Annotated in this window: 19 protein-coding genes and 1 riboswitch; of the genes, 11 read left to right on the top strand and 8 right to left on the bottom strand. The window is 69.5% G+C overall.

Annotated features, from left to right (window positions below; genetic code table 11):
• Positions 1-7 precede the first annotated feature (7 nt).
• Positions 8-514 carry a MarR family winged helix-turn-helix transcriptional regulator gene (locus tag QC180_RS09420; RefSeq protein ID WP_278262254.1) on the top strand — a complete coding sequence of 169 codons (507 nt, stop codon included), beginning with the start codon at positions 8-10 and terminating at the stop codon, positions 512-514.
• 13 nt (positions 515-527) lie between these two features.
• Here the strand turns inward: QC180_RS09420 and QC180_RS09415 are convergent, their stop codons facing one another.
• Positions 528-1670 carry a DUF8017 domain-containing protein gene (locus QC180_RS09415; protein WP_278262253.1) on the bottom strand — a complete coding sequence of 381 codons (1143 nt, stop codon included), beginning with the start codon at positions 1668-1670 and terminating at the stop codon, positions 528-530.
• 302 nt (positions 1671-1972) lie between these two features.
• Positions 1973-2917, bottom strand: coding sequence for an IclR family transcriptional regulator (locus tag QC180_RS09410; RefSeq protein WP_278262252.1), 945 nt, complete (start codon positions 2915-2917; stop codon positions 1973-1975).
• Between the two features lie 84 nt (positions 2918-3001).
• Between QC180_RS09410 and cysD the strand changes: the two genes are divergently transcribed.
• The 6 genes from cysD (at position 3002) to QC180_RS09380 (ending at position 9616) form a co-directional block, all read left to right on the top strand.
• The gene (gene cysD / locus QC180_RS09405; RefSeq protein WP_278262251.1) at positions 3002-3907 is read left to right on the top strand and encodes a sulfate adenylyltransferase subunit CysD; all 906 of its coding nucleotides are present in this window, start codon (positions 3002-3004) and stop codon (positions 3905-3907) included.
• On the top strand, positions 3907-5760 hold the full coding sequence (gene cysC, locus QC180_RS09400) for an adenylyl-sulfate kinase (RefSeq protein WP_278262250.1): 1854 nt from the start codon (positions 3907-3909) through the stop codon (positions 5758-5760). Before cysD ends, cysC begins: the two co-directional genes overlap by 1 nt.
• Positions 5757-6974 carry a hypothetical protein gene (locus tag QC180_RS09395; protein WP_278262249.1) on the top strand — a complete coding sequence of 406 codons (1218 nt, stop codon included), beginning with the start codon at positions 5757-5759 and terminating at the stop codon, positions 6972-6974. The genes cysC and QC180_RS09395 overlap by 4 nt, the downstream gene beginning before the upstream one ends.
• Complete coding sequence (locus QC180_RS09390) at positions 6971-7756, top strand: SDR family oxidoreductase (RefSeq protein ID WP_278262248.1); 786 nt, start codon at positions 6971-6973, stop codon at positions 7754-7756. The genes QC180_RS09395 and QC180_RS09390 overlap by 4 nt, the downstream gene beginning before the upstream one ends.
• Before the next feature lie 11 nt (positions 7757-7767).
• A complete protein-coding gene (locus QC180_RS09385) occupies positions 7768-8901 on the top strand; it encodes a sulfotransferase family protein (protein WP_278262247.1) in 1134 nt (377 codons plus the stop codon).
• Positions 8902-8995: 94 nt separating this feature from the next.
• Complete coding sequence (locus QC180_RS09380) at positions 8996-9616, top strand: HD domain-containing protein (protein WP_278262246.1); 621 nt, start codon at positions 8996-8998, stop codon at positions 9614-9616.
• A gap of 4 nt (positions 9617-9620) precedes the next feature.
• Here QC180_RS09380 and QC180_RS09375 read toward each other — a convergent pair whose 3' ends face one another.
• Positions 9621-10508, bottom strand: a complete 888-nt coding sequence (locus QC180_RS09375) for an alpha/beta fold hydrolase (RefSeq protein ID WP_278262245.1) — start codon at positions 10506-10508, stop codon at positions 9621-9623.
• 81 nt (positions 10509-10589) lie between these two features.
• Between QC180_RS09375 and QC180_RS09370 the strand changes: the two genes are divergently transcribed.
• Complete coding sequence (locus QC180_RS09370) at positions 10590-11219, top strand: winged helix-turn-helix transcriptional regulator (RefSeq protein WP_278262244.1); 630 nt, start codon at positions 10590-10592, stop codon at positions 11217-11219.
• A gap of 166 nt (positions 11220-11385) precedes the next feature.
• Here QC180_RS09370 and QC180_RS09365 read toward each other — a convergent pair whose 3' ends face one another.
• Positions 11386-13182, bottom strand: coding sequence for a TerD family protein (locus tag QC180_RS09365; protein WP_278262243.1), 1797 nt, complete (start codon positions 13180-13182; stop codon positions 11386-11388).
• A 104-nt stretch (positions 13183-13286) separates the two neighbouring features.
• Between QC180_RS09365 and QC180_RS09360 the strand changes: the two genes are divergently transcribed.
• Complete coding sequence (locus QC180_RS09360; protein WP_278262242.1) at positions 13287-14147, top strand: haloalkane dehalogenase; 861 nt, start codon at positions 13287-13289, stop codon at positions 14145-14147.
• Positions 14148-14177: 30 nt separating this feature from the next.
• Here the strand turns inward: QC180_RS09360 and QC180_RS09355 are convergent, their stop codons facing one another.
• Both QC180_RS09355 and QC180_RS09350 read right to left on the bottom strand, forming a co-directional pair.
• A complete protein-coding gene (locus QC180_RS09355) occupies positions 14178-14786 on the bottom strand; it encodes a (2Fe-2S) ferredoxin domain-containing protein (RefSeq protein WP_278262241.1) in 609 nt (202 codons plus the stop codon).
• Between the two features lie 124 nt (positions 14787-14910).
• Positions 14911-15101, bottom strand: a riboswitch (cobalamin riboswitch).
• A gap of 46 nt (positions 15102-15147) precedes the next feature.
• The gene (locus tag QC180_RS09350) at positions 15148-16452 is read right to left on the bottom strand and encodes a TerD family protein (RefSeq protein WP_278262240.1); all 1305 of its coding nucleotides are present in this window, start codon (positions 16450-16452) and stop codon (positions 15148-15150) included.
• Between the two features lie 193 nt (positions 16453-16645).
• Here QC180_RS09350 and QC180_RS09345 point away from each other — a divergent pair, with 193 nt between their 5' ends.
• Together QC180_RS09345 and QC180_RS09340 are read left to right on the top strand one after the other, a co-directional pair.
• Positions 16646-17677 carry a hypothetical protein gene (locus QC180_RS09345; RefSeq protein ID WP_278262239.1) on the top strand — a complete coding sequence of 344 codons (1032 nt, stop codon included), beginning with the start codon at positions 16646-16648 and terminating at the stop codon, positions 17675-17677.
• A 122-nt stretch (positions 17678-17799) separates the two neighbouring features.
• Complete coding sequence (locus QC180_RS09340; protein WP_278262238.1) at positions 17800-18675, top strand: glucosyl-3-phosphoglycerate synthase; 876 nt, start codon at positions 17800-17802, stop codon at positions 18673-18675.
• A gap of 56 nt (positions 18676-18731) precedes the next feature.
• Here QC180_RS09340 and QC180_RS09335 read toward each other — a convergent pair whose 3' ends face one another.
• Together QC180_RS09335 and QC180_RS09330 are read right to left on the bottom strand one after the other, a co-directional pair.
• Complete coding sequence (locus QC180_RS09335; RefSeq protein ID WP_278262237.1) at positions 18732-20585, bottom strand: ATP-binding cassette domain-containing protein; 1854 nt, start codon at positions 20583-20585, stop codon at positions 18732-18734.
• An 11-nt stretch (positions 20586-20596) separates the two neighbouring features.
• Positions 20597-21790, bottom strand: coding sequence for a type III polyketide synthase (locus QC180_RS09330; RefSeq protein ID WP_474646412.1), 1194 nt, complete (start codon positions 21788-21790; stop codon positions 20597-20599).
• Between the last annotated feature and the right edge of the window lie 42 nt (positions 21791-21832).

The raw sequence follows: 21832 nt of genomic DNA, 5'->3' as shown, positions 1-21832 counted from the left end.
GCAGCGGGTGGACGCCGCGAACACCGAGCCGGACGGCCGGACCGAACTGGAGACCGGGATCGCTCGCGATCTGCGCGCGCTGACCGCGATCTCCGAGCAGATCGGGCACGTCTTCGCCCGCTCGAACAATCTGCGCCCCAACGATTTCCGCGCGTTGACACACATCGCGACGGCCGAGGCCGAAGGCGCGCCGCTCACCGCGGGCCAACTCAGCAAGCTCATGGGCGTGTCCGCGCCCGCGGTGACCTATCTGGTCGAGCGCATGATCGAATCCGGTCATCTCGCGCGGATCCCCGACCCCACCGATCGGCGACGGGCCCACCTCGGCTACACCGAGCACGGCATGACAGTCGCCGCCGGTTTCTTCGGCCCGCTCAGCGCACGCACCCGGGCCGCGCTGGCCGAGCTGCCCGACGCCGATCTGGCCGCCGCGCACCGCGTCTTCACGGGGATCACCACCGCGCTGCGCGAGTTCTACGCCGAGCTGCCGGACGCGGGCAGCTCGGCGCAGTAGCCACACCGAGCAGCTACACCAAGCGCAGGCTGTCGATCATCGCCCTGGCCTGGTCGCGGGGCAGTTCGCCCGAGGTGCCACGGTCGATGAGGATCGCCAGGGCCAGCACCGTGCCCGCGGCGTTCTTGAACGCGAAGGAGTAGACCGAGTACGAGTTGGCGGTGCAGCCGGGCGCCGAGGGTGTCCACGGGCCGCCGCCCTCCACGAACTGCCCGACGACTCCGCTGGCGGTGGTGAGCGCGGTGGGCACCGTGCGGCCGTGGTGGGTCGAGCTCGAGTACCCGCCCTCGGCCGCGACGGTCGCCACCTTGGTGGCCGCCGCTGCCAGATCGGTCTCGTCGACCGTGGTGACCCCGGCCAGGCCCCGGTACGCCGAGCCGGGGCAGTAGTCCTCGCCCTCGAAGGTGCGGCCGCGACCGGAGATGCTGCCGCTGAGGCTGACGAAGTCCATCGTGTCCGCGGCCGAGGCGATCGACCAGCTCGCGGGCACGTCGTAGGCGACCCGATAGGCCGGGATGAGCACACCCTGCGCGCCCGGTGAGACCGGCGCGGTGGTGGTCCCGGTCAGCGGCGCGGTCGTGGTCACCGTCGTGGTCGCGGCGACGGTGGTCTCGTCGGGCTCCTTGCCGCCGAGGACGACCGCGAGCGTGACCACCACAACCAGCGCCACCACCACGCCGACGACCGCGACGATCACCCCGGTATTGCTCTTGCGCGGCGGCTGCTGGGGCGCGTAGCCGTAGGGCTGCTGGCCATAGGCCGGGCCGAACTGCTGCTGGCCTGGCTGCTGCGGATAGCCACCCTGATAGCCGGGCGCCGGATGACCGTATCCCGCAGGAACATTCGGGTTCCCGTACCCCTGCGCGGGCTGCGCGAACTGCCCCGAACCACCCGGTGCCATGGGCTGCGGCGCCTGACCCGCGCCGTAGAGCACCGTCGAATTCGCGCCCGGCTGCTCGGGCGGCGGGAAGGTCGGTTGAGCGAACTGCCCCGACCCGGCAGGTGCCATCGGCTGGGGAGCCTGGCCCGCGCCGTACAACACGGTCGAATTCGCGCCCGGCCGCTCCGGCGGCGGGAAACCTGGCTGGGCGAACTGCCCGGACCCGGCTTGCGGCGGAGCCGTCGGCTGCGGGGCCTGGCCCGCACCGTAGAGCACCGTCGAGTTCGCACCTGGCTGGTCGCCCTGGGGTGGCGGGAAGGTGGGCTGGGCGAACTGCCCTGATCCGGGCGGAGCCGTGGGCTGTGGGGCTTGGCCAGCGCCGTACAGGACAGTCGAATTCGCGCCCGGTGGTGGGGTGGGTGGTTGGCCGGGAGGGGTGCCCGGTTGCTGCTCCGGTGGTGGCTCCGAGAATCCGGGCGCTTCCCACCACCGATCGACATTGTCCGCCACGAGCTGTTCCCTCCTCATCACCTGCCCGACAACGCGTCGGCCAGGGTCCCCTTTCAGCCTAAACGGCGTCACCCGAGAACGGGTCCCCCGAGCGTCACTTCACCGGCGACCACCGGCGCGCCCACGCGGATGCGTTCGGCCGCGGCGACGGTCGCCGCGCCGAGATCGCTCAGCGCGCGACTCGACAGCCGGGTGTCCGGGCAGGCGACCACCGAGGCGACGACGCTGCCGCGCTCGTCGCGGATCGGCGCGGCGAGGGTCACCACGGCGTTCTCCGCGCCGAGTTCGGCGGGCAGGTAGTCGATGGTGATCAGCTCGGTGATGACCGAGCCGAGCTGGGCGCGCAGGGCTGCGGTGATCGGTGAATCACGCAGTCCCGCCAGCGCTTCCAGCATCGGCGTGGAGTCGTCGACGAGCCGTTCGACCGAATAGCCGCGGCTGCGGATCTCGGCGAGCACCTGCGTCAGGCGGGCACGGTGGGCCGGGTCGGCGAGCGCCAACCAGTCCCGCTGCTCGGATTCCGGTGCCCAGGCGACGAACTCGCGGCACACCGGCGGCGCGAGCGGCAGCCGACGACCGGGCCGGATCCAGCCCGCCGACGGGTCACCCACGACCTCGGTGACCACGATGCTCGTGCCGTCGCGCTCGGCGAGGAACACCGGCACCCCGGCCTGTTCGGCCAGCCCGCGCAGGTGTGGCGCGGCGGTATGGCGCAGCGGGAAGGCGGCCTCGGCCCGGCGGGCGACGGTGAGCAGCCGCAGGCCGACGCCGTAGCAGCCGTCCTCGTCGCGCACGGTCCAACCGTCGGCGCACAGCTGGGTGAGCACGGCGTGCGCGGTCGCCCGGGACAGTCCGGCCTCACGCACGATCCGTGCCAGCGACAACCGTTCGGTGGCATGGCGCGAGAGCAGCTCGATGACCTTCACGACCCGCTGGGTCGGCGGCGAGGCGGCACCCGGATCCGCCGTCACCTCTTGACCGGCGCCCTCGGCCCGGCTTATCGTCGGTGTCACAATATCGAACAATAGCGTCGAATATTCGACATCGCAAGCCCGTGGCTGGATCAGCCGCTTGCGCGAACGAAGTAGGTGAAACGAGTGCGGACGGGGTACGAGCTGTCGCACCTGGCGGCCCTGGAGGCCGAATCGGTGCACATCTTCCGGGAGGTGGCGGCCACCTTCGAACGACCGGTGCTGCTGTTCTCCGGCGGCAAGGACTCGGCGGTGCTGCTGCACCTGGCCCGGCGCGCCTTCTGGCCAGCGCCGCTGCCGTTTCCGCTGCTGCACGTGGACACCGGCCACAATTTCGACGAGGTGCTCACCTTCCGTGACCGCACCGCCGAACGCACCGGCGCGCGCCTGCTGGTGGCGCGGGTCCAGGACGACATCGACGCGGGCCGGGTGGTGGAACGCCCCGGCGGCACCCGCAATCCGTTGCAGACCACCACCCTGCTGCGCGCCATCGGCGAGCACCGCTTCGACGCCGTGTTCGGCGGCGCGCGCCGCGACGAGGAGAAGGCGCGCGCCAAGGAGCGGGTGTTCAGCTTCCGCAACCGGTTCGGGGAATGGGATCCGCGCGCCCAGCGACCCGAGGTCTGGAACCTCTACAACGGCAGGCACCAGCCGGGCGAGCACATCCGGGTGTTCCCGCTGTCGAACTGGACCGAGCTCGACATCTGGGAGTACATCGATCGCGAGGCCGTCGAACTGCCCACGCTGTACTACGCGCACCGGCGCACCGTGGTCGAACGCGACGGCATGCTGCTCTCGGCGGGCCGGTTCGTCACCCCGCGCCCCGGCGAACGCGCCATCGAAACCACCGTGCGCTTCCGCACCGTCGGCGATGCCACCTGCACCGGCTGCGTCGAGAGCGAGGCCGACACCGCCGCGAAGGTCATCGCCGAGACCGCCGCCACCCGGCTCACCGAGCGCGGCGCCACCCGCGCCGACGACCGGATCTCCGAGACCGGCATGGAAGACCGCAAGCGAGAGGGCTACTTCTGATGAGCCGCAACCTATTACGCCTGGCCACCGCGGGCAGCGTGGACGACGGCAAGTCCACCCTCATCGGCAGACTGCTGCACGACTCCAAGTCGCTGTTCGACGATCAGCTCGCCGCGATCGAGCGGGTGAGCATCGAACGCGGCGGCGCGGTGGCGGATCTGGCGCTGGTCACCGACGGGCTGCGGGCCGAACGCGAGCAGGGCATCACCATCGATGTCGCCTACCGTTATGTCACCACGCCGCGACGCAAGTTCGTCATCGCCGATACGCCCGGGCACGTGCAGTACACGCGCAATATGGTGACCGGCGCGTCCACCGCCGATCTCGCGCTGATACTGGTCGACGCGCGCGCCGGGGTCTCCGAGCAGACCCGCAGGCACGCCTTCCTGGCCACGCTGCTGGGCGTCCCGCACCTGGTGGTGTGCGTGAACAAGATGGACCTGGTCGACTGGTCGCAGGAGCGATTCGAGGAGATCCGCGCCGAATTCGCGACCTTCGCCGCGAAGCTCACCGTCGGCGATCTGAGCTTCGTGCCGGTCTCGGCGCTGCTCGGCGACAATGTCGTCGAGGGCTCCGCGCACATGCCCTGGTATCCGGGCCCGCCGCTGCTGCGCCACCTCGAGGACGTACACATCGCCTCGGACCGCAATCTCATCGACGCGCGCCTGCCGATCCAGTACGTCATCCGGGCCCAGCACGGCCTCGACCACCGCGGCTACGCAGGCACCGTCGCGGGCGGCATCTTCAAACCCGGCGACGAGGTGGTGGTACTGCCCGCCGGACACACCTCCCGGGTGCGCGAGATCTGGGGGCCCGGCGGCAGCAAGGTCGACGAGGCGTTCACCGGCATGGCGATCTCGCTGACCCTCGACGACGACATCGACATCGGCCGTGGTGATCTACTGGCCCGCCCGGGCAATCGCCCGCAGCAGGGCGCCGACCTCGACGCGATGGTGTGCTGGTTCTCCGAGACCACCGAACTGCGTCCGGGCGCCCACTACCTGGTGCGCACGGCGGCGCAGATCTCGCCCGCCGAGGTCACCGCCATCGACTATCAGCTCGACGTGAACACGCTGCACCGCCGCGAGGACGTGGACACGTTGTCGCTCAACGACATCGCCCGGGTGCGGCTGCGCAGCAGGCAGCCGCTGCTGTTCGACCCGTACCGGGAGAACCGGCGCACCGGCAGCTTCATCCTCATCGACCCGGTGACCGATCAGACCGTCGCCGCGGGCATGGTCACCGGCCGCGACACCGGCACGCACCCGTCCGCCGCGACGGTGGTCTGGCACCGGTCGGCGGTGGGGCGCGCCGACCGGGCGCACGCGGGCGCGACGGTCTGGCTCACCGGGCTGTCGGGGTCGGGCAAGTCGACGATCGCGGTCGAGGTGGAGCGCGCGCTGGTCGCGGCGGGACGGGCCGCCTACCTGCTCGACGGCGACAATCTGCGGCACGGCCTCAATGCCGGACTCGGGTTCTCGGCGGCCGACCGGGACGAGAACGTGCGCCGCGTCGCCGAGGTCGCCGCACTGTTCGCCGATTCGGGGGCGGTGGCGATCGTGTCGGTGATCAGCCCGTTCGCCGCCCAGCGCGCCGCGGCGCGCACCACCCACGCCGATCGGGACCTGCCGTTCCACGAGGTCTTCGTCGACACGTCGCTGGCCGAATGCGAGCGCCGTGATCCCAAGGGTCTCTACGCCAAGGCCCGCGCTGGCGAACTACCCGGCTTCACCGGGATCGGCTCGCCTTACGAGCGTCCCGAGCACGCCGATCTGGTCGTCACCCCCGATCTGGGCTCCCCCGCCGAGATCGCCGCCCACATCCTCCGAGAGCTAGGAATCGCAGACCGTTGACCCACTCCAGTACCGCCACCGAAGCCGGGAGCACCACGCCTCCGGCGTCGCTCACCGCGCCCTTCACCGCCGCAGTGGCCCAGGCCGAGCAGCTCATCGCGAACGCCGAATTCGTCCGTAGCGACGCCGATCTCGCCGAGGGCTACGACTATCTGGCCGCCAGTGTCGCCGCCTGCCTGCGGCTGTCCGGCGCGCACGGCACCAGCCACCCGTATTTCGTGTCCTCCACCGGCCCCTACGCCAAGATGGGCCTGGACAATCCGGACACGCTCTACTATCACGCGAATATCGAACCCGGCGCCGAGTACGTGGTCAGCGGCGTGCGCGGCAGCACCGTCGACCTCAGTTTCCAGGTCCTCAAGGGCGACTACACCGCGACCGAGGTCCCCGGCGGCGAGGACGCCTTCGACGACCGGCGGATCCCGATCGCCGAGGACGGCAGCTTCTCGATCCGCTTCGGTCCCGCCAAGAGCGACGCCGGGCCCGACTATTTCGCCCTCGGCGAGGGCGCGTCGATGCTGGCCGTGCGCGAGGTCTACGGGGACTGGACCGAACGCAAGGGCTCGATCCGGATCGAACGCGTCGACACCATCGGCACTGCCCCGGTCGAACCGGACCTGGCCCGGATGCGCAAACGCTACAGTGCCGCCGCCAAGATGCTGCTCACCCGCGTGCACACCTGGTTCAACTTCCCCAAGTGGTTCTACCTGGACCTGCCGGTGAACACCCTCACCGCGCCCCGCCTCACCCCGGGCGGGCTGAGCACCCAGTATTCGTCGGTGGGCCACTTCGACCTGGCCGACGATCAGGCGCTGGTGATCACCGTGCCGAAATCCGATGCGCCGTACCAGGGTTTCCAGCTGGGCAGCCTCTGGTACATCTCGCTGGACTACGTCAACCACCAGACCAGCCTCAACCACACCCAGGCCCAGGTCGACCCGGACGGTCTGATCCGCATGGTGGTGAGCAAACAGGACCCGGGCCTGGCCAACTGGATCGAGACCACCGGCCGCACCCGCGGCATCCTCCAGTTCCGCTGGCAGCGCACCGACCGTCCCCTGACCGAGGCCGACGGCCCGACGGTGACGCTCGTACCGTTCGACGAGATCGCCGAACACCTCCCCCACCTCGACCACAACCGGATCGACGCCGCCGGATGGCGCGACCGGATCAGCGCCCGGCAGCGGGCTTTCGCCGAAAGGATGCTCGGATGAGCGGGGCACTGCTGGACGGAAAGGTCATCGTCGTCTCCGGCGTCGGCCCGGGACTCGGCCGATCGATCTGTCTCGAGGCCGCGGGCGCGGGTGCGACGGTGGTGCTGGCGGCGCGGACCGCATCGCGGCTGCTCGAGGTGGCCGCCGAGATCGAGGCCGCCGGGGGCGCGACGCTGTGCGTGCCGACCGATATCACCGACGACGCGGCGGTCCGGAATCTGGTGGCGAAGACCGTCGAGACGTTCGGGCGGGTGGACGCGCTGGTGAACAACGCGTTCTCGGTGCCGTCGATGAAACCGCTGGACCGCACCGACTTCGACCACATCCGGTCGAGTCTCGACATGACGGTGCTCGGCGGATTGCGGATGACCCAGGCGTTCGCGCCCGCCCTGGCCGAGGCCAAAGGTGCTGTGGTCATGATCAATTCGATGGTCGTGCGGCATTCCGAACCGCGCTACGGCAGCTACAAGCTCACCAAGGCGGCGCTGCTGGCCATGTCGCAGACCCTGGCCACCGAACTCGGCGCCAAGGGCGTGCGGGTCAACAGTGTGCTGCCCGGCTACATCTGGACCGATCAGCTGAAGTGGTACTTCACCCAGGTCGCCGAGAAGTACGGCATCACCGTCGAACAGGTCTACGAGCAGACCGCGTCGAAATCGGACCTGAAGCGGCTGCCCGAGCCCGAGGAGATCGCCAGGGCCGTGGTTTTCCTCGCCTCGGACTGGTCCTCGGCGATCACCGGCCAGACCCTCGACGTCAACTGCGGCGAATACCACAACTAGGAGCTCTTCCGATGACCGTGCGCACCGATGTCGGCACCGTGGCCGACCTGCACGCCTCCGCCACCAAACTCACCGGTCTCACCGATTTCGGGGCCGACGACTACACCGAGGCGTTGCGAGTGCTGCTCGACTCGTACCGCGACGAGGCCGGACTCACCGAACTCGGCAGCAAGATGTCGCGATTCTTCCTGCGCGGCACGCTCGTCGCCCGCGCGTTGAGCGAGGCCGCCTGGGCGGCCAACCCCGGTTACGTCGACACGCCGGTGACCAGGCCGATCTTCGTCACCGGTCTGCCCCGCACCGGCACCACCGCCCTGCACCGGCTGCTGGCCGCCGACCCGGCCAACCAGGGCCTCGAGATGTGGCTGACCGACTTTCCGCAGCCGCGGCCACCGCGCGAGACCTGGGACAGCAATCCCGCCTACCAGCAGATCGACGCCGGACTGCGCCAGCACCAGGTGCAGAACCCGGAATTCATGGGCCTGCACTACATGAGCGCCGCCGATGTGGAGGAATGCTGGCAGCTGCTGCGCCAGTCGGGAACCTCGCATTCCTACGAATGCCTCGCCTACGTCCCCAGTTACGCGCAGTGGCTGTCCGACCAGGACTGGACCCCCGCCTATGCCCGGCACCGCCGCAATCTCCAGCTCATCGGTATGAACGACACCCGGCGCTGGGTGCTCAAGAACCCCAGCCACCTGTTCTGCCTGGACGCGTTGCTCGCGGTCTATCCGGACGCCGTCGTCATCCAGACCCACCGCGACCCCGCCACCATCATCCCGTCGGTGTGCAGCCTCAACGAGCACGCCACCCGCGGCTGGTCCACCGTCTTCACCGGCGAGACCATCGGCCGCACCCAACTCGACCTGTGGTCACGCGGCCTGCGCGAATTCACCGAGGCCCGCACCCGCCACACCGACGCCACCTTCCTCGACGTCGACTTCGACGACCTGCGCGCCGACCCCTTCGGCGTCGTCGACCGCATCTACACCGACATCGGCACCGATTTCACCCCCGAGGCCCGCGCCGCCATCACCGCCCTCGACAACGAAAGCCGCACCGGCGCCCGCAAACCCACCCACCACTACTCCCTGGCCGACTACGGCCTCACCGAGGCGATGGTCACCGAAGCCTTCGACCACTGAGCAGCAACGATCCCGAACGTCCGCGTCGTCGTCGGCCTCGATAACGCGGACGCTCGGGTCGCGAACCCGAACTCGTGCCGACTACCGTGATCGCATGATCTCGAGGGCGCTCGACCACGCACTGACCGCCCAACCCGAGCTACCCTTACGCCCGCTACCCGACAGCGCCCTGGCGATCATTCGGTCGCTCGACACCCCGCCACGACTGGCCGCGCACTTGCGCGCGGTTCACGACGTGGCGTGCCAGCTGGTCGACTGGCTGCGAACCACCTACGCCACGGTGCGATTCGACCCCGACGCGGTCCTGTTCGGCGCCGCCACCCACGACATCGGCAAGGTCCTGCACCCCGCCGAACTGTCCGGCCCCGGCTCAGCCCACGAAGTCGACGGCCACCGACTCCTCCTCGACCATGGAGTACGCGAAAGCGCCGCGCGGTTCGCGAGAACCCATGCCGCGTGGACCGAACCCGACATCGGCATGGACGACCTGCTCGTCAGCCTCGCCGACAAGATTTGGAAGGGCAAGCGGGTTCCCGAACTCGAACAACTCATCGTCCAGCGTGTGGCCGCCGTCAGCGGGCAAGAACCCTGGCAGGTGTTCATGACGCTCGACAACGAACTCGACCGTCTCGCGGCCGACGCCGACCAGCGCGTGGCCTACCAGGCGACCTACTCGATCGCGACACAGGCGACGGGATCGGTACCGCGAGACTGACCGGTCACTGCGTGGATGCGGTCCAGTCGCGGATCGCGGTGACGAATTCCTCGGGGGCGTCGGACTCCACATAGGTGCCCGCGCCCTCCACGATCACGGTCGTGTGGTCGGCGAACGTGGCTTCCAGACGCTCGCGCTCCTGTGGGCGGAAGGCGATGTCGGCGTCGCCCCAGACGATCAGTGTCGGCAGGTGTGCGATGTCGGGCAGCCCGGCCTCGATCTCGGCGAAGAATTCCCGACTGGCCAACACCTGACCGGGCAGCACCGCCGAGGCCTGTCGCCGCTCCGGAGTGTCCAGCGCCTTGCTGTAGTGCGCCATCTCGGCCGCGGTGGGCTTGCGTCTGCGATGGCCCGTGGGGATGAAGGCGCGCACGAGAAGGTTGAACCGCCGCACCAGGAATCGGACCGGCGGCCCACCGACGAGGCGACCGAACGCCTCGAAGTGCGCGACCCCGTTCACCGGCCAGGCCCACGTATTCGCCAGAGCCAGCCGATCGAAGACACCAGGGCGCCGCTGCGCGACCGCCAGGCCGATGATGCCACCCCAGTCCTGCCCGACCAGCGTGACCGCTTCCAGACCGAGGGCGTCGACGAACCCGGCGACCACGTCGGCGTGTTCTTCGGGCAGATACCGGTATCCCGCTTTCGGCGTCGACAGCCCGAAGCCCGGGTAGTCGAGAGCGACGCACCGGAAGTCGTCGCGCAGGGCGCGGATCACCTCGCGCCACAGAAACGACCACGTCGGATTGCCGTGCAGGAACAGCAACGTGGGGCCCGATCCCTCATCGACGTAGTGCACGGTGTGCCCGTCGATCTCGAGGAATCGGCTCTCGAAGGGAAACAGCTCGTCGTCGACCCAGCCGGGTCGCACACTCTCGGTGGTTCCGGCCATGATGGCCCCTCCAGGGCTCGGCAACAGGTATACTTGAGAATCTCACGTGCACTTGAATATTTCAAGCGAATGTAGGAACTGATGCGTAGTTACGGCCAGTACTGTGGGCTCGCCCGATCTCTCGAAGTCGTCGGCGACCGATGGAATCTGCTCATCGTTCGCGAGCTCCTCACCGGCCCGGCTCGCTACCGAGATCTGATCGCGGGACTTCCCGGCATCGCCACCAATCTGCTCGCCGATCGGCTGCGCGACCTCGAGACCGGGGGCGTGGTCGAACGGCGGCTGACCGACGCGGGCGCGGTGGTCGAATACGCCCTGACGCCGTGGGGCGCCGAACTACGTGCGCCGATCGAGGGTCTCATTCGCTGGTCCACCCCGCTGATGGCGCGCGGTCCCGGCGATGGCGACGCCTTTCGTCCCGGCTGGCTCGCCCTCGCTCTTCCGGCCCTGCTCGATGCGCGAGTCACCGCTCGCCCCTCGGTGACGATCGGCATCGAGGTCGGCGACCCACCCCTGCAACTGTGCGCGACACCGACAGGGTTCGAGGTCGGTCCGCGCGACGGGCGCCGTCTCGACGCCACCCTGCGCGCGGACCCCGCCTATGTTCTCGGCCTCGCGGCGGGCGCGGTCCCGCTCGACGACGCCCGCGCCCTCGGACTGATCGAGATCGAGGGCGACGAAAACGCCGTCCGCGCCGCGTTCGGCCACTGAGCTGGGGACTATTCGGCCCAGAAGCCGCAGCAGCTGTCGTTCCGGATTGTGCTCGGGCAGCTCCGCCAGCAGCCGGTGGAGGAATTCCTCGTCGTTGGATCCGATGACGGCCTCGAGCTCCGTCAGGCCCCGCGAATCCTATTCGGCCCCTCCGACATTCGGATGGTCAGTCCGCGACCTCCACCCCGTAGCGGTCGACCAACGCCGCCAGATCGGTCTCGTAGCCTTGGCCAACGGCGCGCAGGCGCCAGGTGTCGCCCCTGACGTAGAGCTCGGCGAGCAGCAGGGTGCGTTCCGTGGTGGCCGCGTCGAGGGTGGCGCGCAGGGCGGTGCTCGATTCGGGGCCGGTGGCGATCTCGAGTTCCACGGCGCCGACGTCACCGAAGGTGCGACCGGTGCCGTCGAGCGCGGCCGCGAACACGATGCGGCGGCAGTGTTCGGGCAGCTCGTCCAGGGCGATGGTGATCGCCTGTTCGTTCGGGCCGTCCTCGGACAGGCGCGCGCCGAGCGCTTCCGGCTGGTTGTAGAAGACGAAATCGCTGGAATCGGCGACCTTCTCGGTCTCGTCCACCAGGAAGGCGACGAGGTCGACGGCTTGGTCGTCGAGCTGGTTCCAGCTGGCACGCAGTGCCCAGGTGCGGTCGGTTCCAGGCAGGTCGACCACCTGACCGCGCGAGAGCTGGAGCACGTCCGGTTCCGAGGACGATGCGTCAGCGAGCGTCGCGGGAGCGCCGGATTCGAGCAGCTGCGGTCCGTGGACGGCGAGCGCGAGGTCGGTCGCCTTGCGCACGCGGCGGTCGGTGTCGCCGCCGTCGAGCACGAGCAGATCGGTCACCGTCGCCGACAGGTTCACCGCGACCGAGCCGCCCAGCGCGACGATCCGAGTCCTGGCCGCGGCGGCGTCTTCGTGGGTGCCACCGAGTACGAGCACCCGGCGTCCCGACAGGGCACCCGTCGGCGGCCGGGCGCGGGACGCGGCACGACGCCCGTCCGCCTGCGCGGCAGCCGGACGGGGCTGAGACCCGGCGCGTGGCTGACCCGGTTCGATCGCATCGAGCAGCGCCAGAAAGCGTGTTTCGTCGACGACCGGAGTAGCGAATTCGGTCGCCTTACGCGCCTTTCCGCTGTTCGAGGTCGCGTCATTGGTGACGAGCACGCTCGTGCGGCGGCTCACCGTGCCGGTCACGTCGAGCCCGGCGGCCTCGGCGCGGGCCACCAGTTCTTCACGGTCGAGGCGGGTCTCGCCGGTGAAGGCGACCTTCATGCCCTGCCGCAGCGGTCCGTCGGCGAGCATGGTGCCCGGGTAGGCGTAAGCGCACGGCTGTTTCGGGCCGCGCCGCTGCACGGGCCAGCGGGGTGCGGGGGTGCGCGCGATGCCGTCGGCGCAGTCGAGCAGGGGTGCGGCGATGCCGAGGTGCGCGGCGTCGGCGACCAGGGCGCGCAGCACCTGGACGAGGACCCGGGTGTCGTCGAGGGCGTCGTGGGCTTTGTGCTGTGGCACACCGTAATACGACGCGAGGGTGCCCAGTTTGTAGTCCGGGGTCGGTGGCGCCACCCGCCGGGCCAGGGCGAGCGTGCACAGGCGGCGGTCCACCGGCAGCCGCGCGCCGGTTCTGGCGAACTCCCGCGCGAGGAAGCCGTAGTCGAACAGCGCGTTGTGCGCCACCAGGACCCGGCCGTCGAGGAGCCCGGACAGCCGGTCGCGCACCTGCGCGAATTCCGGCGAGCCCCGCAACACGTCGGTGGTCAGGCCGTGGATGTGTACCGGGCCGGGATCGCACCCGGGATCGAGCAGGGTGTGGAACTCCTCGCTCACCTGCCCCACGCTGTCGAGGGTGAGCGCCGCGACCGAGAGCACCCGGTGCTGGTGCGGTCGTAGCCCGGAGGTCTCGACGTCCACGACCGTGAACGCGCCGAACCCGGTCCCCTGCTGTCGCTCGTCGAGCTGTGTCATCACCCGCATGAGCTTCGCATCGTAGACGGTCTACGAAATGTTGCGGGGCGCTTCATGATTCCCGCCACATCAGTGGGCTAGGGTGCAGATCGGAAGTCCGAGGGGGAGGTCCTGTGCTGATCGATTTCGTGCCCGACCAAAGTCTGTATCCGTTCCGGTCGCGCTGGTTCGACGCGTCCACCGCGCGGGTCCACTACCTCGATGAGGGCTCGGGGCCGCCGATCCTGTTCTGCCACGGGGCTCCAGCATGGAGCTTCCTGTACCGGCACCTGGTCACCGCGCTGCGTGACCGGTATCGGTGCGTCGCCGTCGACTATCCGGGTTTCGGCCTGTCCGAGCGCCCCGCCGACTACGGCTACACCATCGCCGAACACACCGCCGTCGTCGGCGAACTCATCGACCACCTCGACCTCGACGGCTTCGTCCTGATGGGCCACGACTGGGGCGGGCCGATCGGTCTCGGCGCGGCGACCACCCGCGCGGACCGGGTACGCGGAATCACCCTGGCCAACACCGCCTTCTGGCCGATCGAAGCACCGATCAACCGGGCGTTCAGCCGGATCATGAGCACCGCCGCGATGCGCCGCCGGATCCTGGAACGCAACTTCCTCATCGAGCGGGTCCTGCTGAGCGAACTGGGGAGCACACTCACCACCGCCGAAGCCGACCACTACCGCGCCGTACAACCCACACCAGAGGCCAGGGCCGCCCTCGCCGTGACACCCGGCCAGATCCTCGCCGCCCGCCCGCTCCTGGCCCAGCTCGAGCACGATGTGCCCGCCCTGCTCGGCGACAAACCCGCGCTCGCGGTCTGGGGCATGAAGGACATGGTGTTCCGCCCGAAAGCCTGCCTCCCCCGCCTCCGCGACGCCTTCGCCGACCTCGAGATCCTCGAATTCGCCCAGGCCCGACACTTCGTCCCCGAGCACGCACCCATCGAGATCGCGGCGGCGATCACCCGACGGTTCCCGTAGCGGCCGCCACGGGAACACAGGTCTTCAGGCTCAGGCGTCGGGCGCCGGTTCGAGAGCGTTGGTGTGCCACTGCCCGTCGGGGTAGGTGATGTAGAGGGGACCCAGGTTGCAGGGGTTGAGGCAGCCGGTCGGGGTGACCAGGGCGGTGGGGTGGTCACGGCGGAGTCGGCGGTGGAGTTCGGCGGCGCCGTAGACGGTGCAGCGGGGGCCGCGGCAGACCAGGATGTGGCCGGTGTGGTCGGGTATCCGCGACCAGGCGGGGCTGCGGAAGGCACGGGGGCTGGCGGTGACGGGATCGCCCTCCTCGCCCATGAGCGCGCGCACCACGTCGACGAAAGCCGGTGTGCTGTCGGCACCTTCGGTGATCCGCACGTCCAGGTCGCGAGCGCGGGTCTCCTTCCAGTTGGCGACCGCGCGGGCGATCCAGGTCTCCAGATAGCGATCGCGAGGCACGGCCAGAGGGATCAGAGTGACCGGGAGGTCGTCGCGGGCGGCCTCGTCGAGAACATCGTGGATGGTCGGCTCACCCTGATCGAGCAGGGCGTAACCGATCCCACAGGACTCGGCGAGGGCGGTGACAGCGAGCAGGTCGACCCCCGACGGGGTGGGTCGGGCGACGAGGACGTGGCGGCGCGTCATCGGGCCCGCACCGTGCGCCCGGCCGGAACCACCAGGCGAGCGCGGCGGGCGGCCAGGGGCAGATCGTGCGGGCGCGCGACAACAGAGGGGGTCAAGGTGACGGCCTTCCAGGTCCTCGTGGAATGGGTACTGCGTGGCCGTGGCCGGTCTCCTGGCTGACGGGATGGCGCGCGACGGGTCAGCCTTCCCAGGGCGAACCCCAGTGGCCCCGGGCGGCGTGGGCCGCCCGGATCGATCCGTCACTCCCGATCACAGTGGCGAGGGCCGCATCGGTTTCACACCGATTTCCCGAACACCACGGCGGAGGAACTGTACCAAGTTCCAGGAAACCGGATGGTCGGTGTCCGAGTCTCGGCCCCGGTCAGCGGGAGTCCGGGCAGGTTCCCGAGTAGCGGGTCAGGCCGAGGCCGTTCTTGCCCTTGCTCCGGCCGACCGGGCCGTTCTTGGCCGAGCGGACCCAGTTTCCGCCGGTGTCGAGGACGGGCATGCGTTCGCTGAAGGCGCGGCTGTAGCGGGTGGTGCCGTCGACGGTGAGTATGCCGTCGCGCACGTCGATGTGGGCGACGGTGGCCCAGAAGGAGTTCTTGCCGTTGCCGATCAGGACGGTGATCTGGTCCGCGTCGGTGCCCGGCAGCCCATCCGGGCCGGGTCGGCCGTAGCGCACGCGGACGCGGGGGCGGCCGAAGGTGTCGATGGCGCCCGCGCCGTTGTCGACCGACTGGTAGACGTTGAGCAGCAGGTCACCGTTCTCGGTGGGGCGCACGACCACCTGTTCGGTGGCGGGGCTGTTGTTCGCGCCGGGGCCGCGGGAGTCGCCCTGGTGATGCAGGAAGGGCCACACGGCCAGGTCGCCCTGGTGACCTTTCTCGCCGCTGATCACCACGTAGTCGCCGGTGATCTCGTTGCGGCAGAAGAAGTAGACGTCCAGATCGCCCGTACCGAAGCGGGTGACGCGGCCGTCGGGTGCGTAACTCGCGCCGCGGCCGTCCCATTCGAGGCCGACGGTGAGGACGTAGCCGGGGTCGCCCTTGCGCAGGTCGATGCTGGCGCGGCGGTCGGGCGAGTCCTTCGTGAGCACCACGTCGACCTTGCGCAGATCCACCTGGGGCGCGGCCGGGACCGGCGCGACGAGCTGCGGCGGGGCGGGGGTCTCGACGGGTTCCTCGTCGACGACGATGCCGTGTTCGGTGGCGAAGGCCGCCAGCCCGGCGCTGTAGCCCTGCCCGATCGCGTCGAGGCGCCACCCGTCGCCACGCCGGTACAACGCCACCGCCTGCAGTACCGTCTCGCTCGTCAGATCCGGCGGCGTGAAGACCATCGACTGGCCGGGCCCCGCCACAGTGATCCGCAATCCGCTGACCTCACCGAACCGGATGCCCTGCGCCTCGGTACTGCCCGCGATCACGACCCGGTGGATCTCGGCCGGGAGCGCCGCGAGGTCCACCGACACCACCGCGTCGGACTCCATCCGCACGCCCGGGGCGACGGGATTGTTGAAGAACACGAAATCGGCGTCGGAGCGCACGGTGCCCTCGGCGGTCACCAGCACTGCCGAGACGTCCACCGCCCCGGCGGGCTCGGCGAGGTCGAGCCGGATCGTGTACCGCCGCTCCCCCAGATCGGTCTTGGACCCCTTGGCCACCTCGACCACCGTCGCCGCGCTCATGCCTACCTCCGTCGACCCCGCGGGCCGGTCGTCCGCACCAGGCTTTCCGCTCGTCAGGGTACGCGCGTCCCCGGGGCAGACCGGGCGGGATGGTTCCCGGATTCGAACCGCACGGCAGCGACAACGGGCTACTCTCGACTGGCCCGCGAGCCACGGACGGGTGAATTACCTTGCACTAGAACAGGATACGAACGTGACCGATGAATCTCTGGACCTGTTCGACCCCACTGTCCGCGAGGGGTTCATCCGGCTGGTCGCCGGAAACCGGATCCGCGCGGACCGCACCGGGGAGTCGATCGAATCGGTCACCCGGGCCCAACTCGTCGAGGCGACGCCGATGTGGCGCGGCTACGACATCGAGGTCGCGCTGCTCGGCTACGGCGGTGACGCCTTCACCCTCGAACAGCGCGAGAGTTGGGACGAGCAGCGCGGGCGCCTGCGGGACGGAATCGCGCAGACCCGCTCCCTGCTGCAACGCCACGCGCGCCTGATCAAGGACCCGGCCCTGACCGAGACGCTCACGGCGCACCTCGCCGCGATCGACGGGTTCGACCTCGACGGGGACGGCCTCCCGGTTCCCGACGACACCGACTTCGACGCCGTCGAGGCCGTCCTGCGGGAACGGATCGACACGGTCGGCAAGCAGCTCACCGCCCAGCACATCGACGTCGACCCCCGCGTGCTGCTGCGTTCGGTCACCGACACCCACACCTCGACACCGGCGGTAGACGGCCATCACCGGGGTCCTGCTCGACGCGAACTCGTCTCCGCCGCGACCGCCCGCGACCCCGAGATCGAACTGGTCACCCGGTTGTTCGCTCGCGACGTTCCCGGTCAGACAGCGGCGACCGAACTGCTCACCCGGATCTACTGGCAGCGCGAGACGCTGCGACAGGCCGCCGCCGACGCCCTGGCAGCGCTGGCGACCGCCGCGGCGCAGCCGACCAAGAGCTTCTCCGCGACGCCCTCGAGTGCCAGCCCCCTCACCATCATCGGCCGACTCCAGTTGGCGTCGCTCGCCGAGTTGATCGATGTCTCCCACGCCGTCGCCGCCACCGAGTTCGCTCGTCGGGCCCAGCCGTCCACGCAGACCTCACCCGCCCGGGACGTCGTCATCACCCCGCTGATCTTCTGGGGCAAACGCCTCGTCGACTGGATCAGCGACAACGTCGACACCAGCCGTTTCAACGACCGCGACGGCTACATCGGCCAGATCTACGACTGAGTCGGCACGCGCCCGCCTCGGCTGTCCACACCCACCAGGGCGCGCGGGAATCGGTTGGCTCCGGTCACAGGATCGGTGACGATCGGTGGCGGGGTCGGGCGGGGTGTCGTTCACTGGTCGGCATGAACGTCCGTGAACTGATCGACCGCAAAGCCGGTCGCCGGATCTCGGTGGTGGTGCCCGCGCTCGACGACGAGGACACGGTCGCCGGAGTGGTCGCCTCGGTCCGTCCGCTGCTCGGCGGACTGGTCGACGAACTGATCGTGCTCGACGCGGGCTCCACCGACCGCACCATCGCGCGAGCCAGGGCGGCCGGTGCCGCCGTCTACACCCGCGAGGAAGCCCTCCCCGATATCGCCCCGCGCCCGGGCAAGGGTGAGGTGCTGTGGCGCTCGCTGGCCGTGTGCACCGGTGACCTGGTCGTCTACCTCGACGCCGACCTGGTGGAACCAGACCCACTGTTCGTGCCCACGCTGCTCGCCCCGCTGCTCACCGATCCGGGTCTGGCGCTGGTGAAAGGCTTCTACCGACGACCGCTCGCCGGTGGCGCGGAGTCCGACGGCGGCGGGCGGGTCACCCAGCTGGTGGCGCGCCCGTTGCTCACCGCGCTGGCGCCCGCGCTGGCCGAGATCGTGCAGCCGCTCGGTGGCGAATACGCCGCCACCCGAGGCTTTCTCGGCGAGATCTCCTTCGCCAGCGGCTACGGCGCCGAGATCGGCATCCTGCTCGACTGCTGGCAGCGGCGTGGTCTGTCGGCGATCACCCAGGTCGACCTGGGTGTGCGTGTGCACCGGCACCGCTCCACCCACGAACTGGCGGTGATGAGCAGGCAGGTGGTGGCAACCCTGCTCGACCGACTCGGCATCCGCGACTCCGGCGTCGGGCTGGTGCAGTTCCTGCCCGGTGACAACGGTTGGCGGCGCACCCCCTCGGAGGTCAGTCTGGCCGACCGGCCCCCGATGAACCAGCTCATGGCCACCCACCGCGATATCGCCTGACACAACGCGAGAGCCGGTGCGGTCCCGTGGGACCACACCAGCTCTCGTCGGGCGAACTAGGCGGCGACCAGACCGAAGTCCAGCTTGACCAGCTGATCGGCGCAGTCGAAGTAGCGGTCGTCGTGGGTGATCACGATGACCGTCTTCCCCCGCCGCTTCAGATCCGTGAGGATCTCGCGATAGAACACCTCACGGAAGCGCGGCTCCTGATCGGCGGCCCACTCGTCGAAGACGTAGATCTGACGGTCCTCGAGCAGCGCGGTGAGCAGGGCGAGCCGCTTGCGCTGACCCTGCGACAGATCCACCGTCGACAGCCGCCCGCCCTTCACGCTCACCTTGTGCGCGATCTGCAGCTCGTCGAGGTAGCGCTGGACCTCCTCGTCGATCCCGGGCCGGTCGAAGCCCAGGTAGTCCTCGAACAGATGGAAATCGGTGAACACCGCCGACGAATTCTGCCGGTACCACTCGATGTTGTCGTGGTCGATCCTCTCCCCGTTGAGCGACAACGACCCCGTGCGTGGCACATACAGTCCGGTGATCAGCTTGGCCAGCGTCGACTTGCCGCTGCCGTTGCCACCGACGATGAACGTGATCTGTCCCGGCTCGAAGACCAGATCGATCGGCCCGAGCCGGAATCCACTGTCCTCGGCCTCGTCGAGCCCGGGCGGCGGACCCAGCGGCACCGGCCGCACATCCGTGGCGCCGTGATCGACCCAGTTCTTGCCGTTGACATCCGGCCCCGCCGACGGACGCGCGCCCGGATGCGCCGGATGGTGTCCCGGCCGAGGGTGTCCGTTCCCACCGCGCGGCGGCGGTCCCGGACGCGGCGGCGGACCACCGAGCCCGGGCGGACCGGGCGGTGCGCCCGGCGGGGGCGGGATCGGCGAGGGCGCCTCCGAGCGATACACGTAGCTCACACCCGACAGTTCCAGCTTGGCCTCCCCCGCCGCCGGACGTTCGGTGTAGGGCAACAGATCCTCGTTGTGCAGCGTCTCCATCGACAGGTTCATGTCGCGGATCTTGGCCAGCGCCACATCGCCGCGCAGCAGATCCGGGATGCGGTGCATGAAGTTCTGCATCGGCATCGCCAGGAACGTGGTGACCAGCACGTACCCGATCATGGTGTCGCGCGGCAGATTCAGCGCCGCGGCCACGACGAACAGGATCAGTGCCATGGTCGCCAGCTGCAACGCCTGACCGAAGCCCTGCGCGTAGGAGAACTTCGAGCCCGCGTCGGTGTTCTGGTCACGCAGCGTGCCCGCCGAACCGAGCAGGTGCCGGTCCATGAAGTCGCGGCGACGGCCCCGGTGCAGCTTGAGTTCCTTGATGCCGAGGGTGACCGACTGGAACGAACGCAGCAGCGCGTCCTCGTTCTCGCGGGCCTCCCGGTAGATCCGGCGCACCCGCTTGAGCACCATCTCCACGCAGGCGATGCCGATCAGCGTGCCCGCCACCGTCACCGCGAAGATGGGCCCCGACACGATCGCCAGGAACACGAAGCAACCGACGATGGTCGCCACATCGACACAGATCGACGGAATCGCGGTGACCGCCTGCGACAGCGACCGCACGTCCTCGGTGAGGGTGGCGATCAACCGGTGCATGCCGAGCCGCTCGAGGTGTTCCAGCGGCGCGGCGACGATGCCAGCGCTGAGGTCACTGCGCAGCCGGAAGATCGCCTCCTGGGACAACCGGATCAACAGCACCTGCGACAGCACGCCGCTGACCAGGATCACCAGACCGGTTCCCCCGAAACGCAGCAGCAGGTTGTCGGGCTGCGGCTTGGGCGAGACGACGGCGTTGATCAGCGTCACCAGGTAGGTGTTGGCCACACCGGCGACGAGTCCCGCGAACACCACGGCCGCGATCCTCGCGGGCGAGAGCGCGGCGAGAAAACGGAGCAATTGCATGACTTACGCTCTCAGCTGCGGATGACATCGAAGACGATGCCCTCGAGGGTGACACCGGGCGCGAACGAGAACGCCACGCCGGTCGAGATCGGTGCCGTGGTCTGCGCGTCGCGGATCATCCGCTCCAGCACGAAGATCAACGACACGCTCAGCATGTTGCCGTGCTCGGCGAGCACCGCCCAGCTCGGCGCCGCGGTCTCGGTGGGAATCCCCAGCGAGCGCGCCGACTCCTCGATGATGCGTGGACCACCGGGGTGGATCGCCCACAGGTCGATGTCGGCCTTGTCGAGTCCGTTGCGCGCCAACACTTCCGACACCACCGGGTCGACACCGCGGTAGATGTAGTCGGGCAGGCTGCTCGCCAGTTCGCAGGTGATGCCCGCGTCCTTCACACCCAGTACGATGCCGTCCTCGGCGTCGTCGAACAGGTGGCTGAAGCTGTCGCGGATCACGACGCTGCCCGGCGCCAGCGGCTGGTGCACCTGGTTGGCGCCGATCACCACCGCGCCGCAACCGTCACCGAAGAGGCTGTGGGTGATCACGTCGTTGACGTCGTCGTCGAACACGGCGTTGACCGAGCTGAGCTCGATGCACAGCACCATCGACTTCTTGTCCGGGTGCGCCCGCACGTAGTCCACGGCGGCGCGGATGCCGTTCATGGCGGCGGCGCAGCCCATGAAGTTGATGATCATCCGGTTCACCGTCGGCGACAGGCCGAGCTGCTTGACCACCGCGACGTCCACGCCGGGGGCGATGAAGCCGGTGCTGGTCACGAAGATCAGCTGACCGATGTCCTCGGCCGGGTTCGCCAGTCCGGCGACCGCACGCCGCGCCACGTCGACGGCCAGCGGCGCCGCGTGCTCGAAGAACAGATTCATCCGGTCCCGAATGGTGCCGGGCCGACGGCTGAACTCGAGGAAGTCCGGATCGAGCGGGTCGATCGCCAGGTGGCGGGTGTCGATCCGGGTCTTCTGGTAGATCCGCGGAATGCGCTGCCGCTGAGCCGGATCGGTGAACAGCTCGGCCACCCGGCCCGCGTTCACGCTCTGGTCGACCACCAGCTGCGGCGAGCCGGTGGCGACGGCTTCGATCACACCGACGGTGGTCGGCGGCGTGGGCGGTAGCAGCTCGTGCCCGCGCTCGACGTCGGCCGTGCGCAGCAGGCCGAAGGGTCGCCGCTTACCTTCATCAATGGAAACAGACACGGGCACAAATCCTTTCGAGTACAGACTGGAACCGGCAGGGAA

Source organism: Nocardia anocheti (assembly GCF_029675105.1).
In the GTDB taxonomy this organism is placed as follows: domain Bacteria; phylum Actinomycetota; class Actinomycetes; order Mycobacteriales; family Mycobacteriaceae; genus Nocardia.
This window is presented reverse-complemented; position numbering and strand designations above follow the sequence as displayed.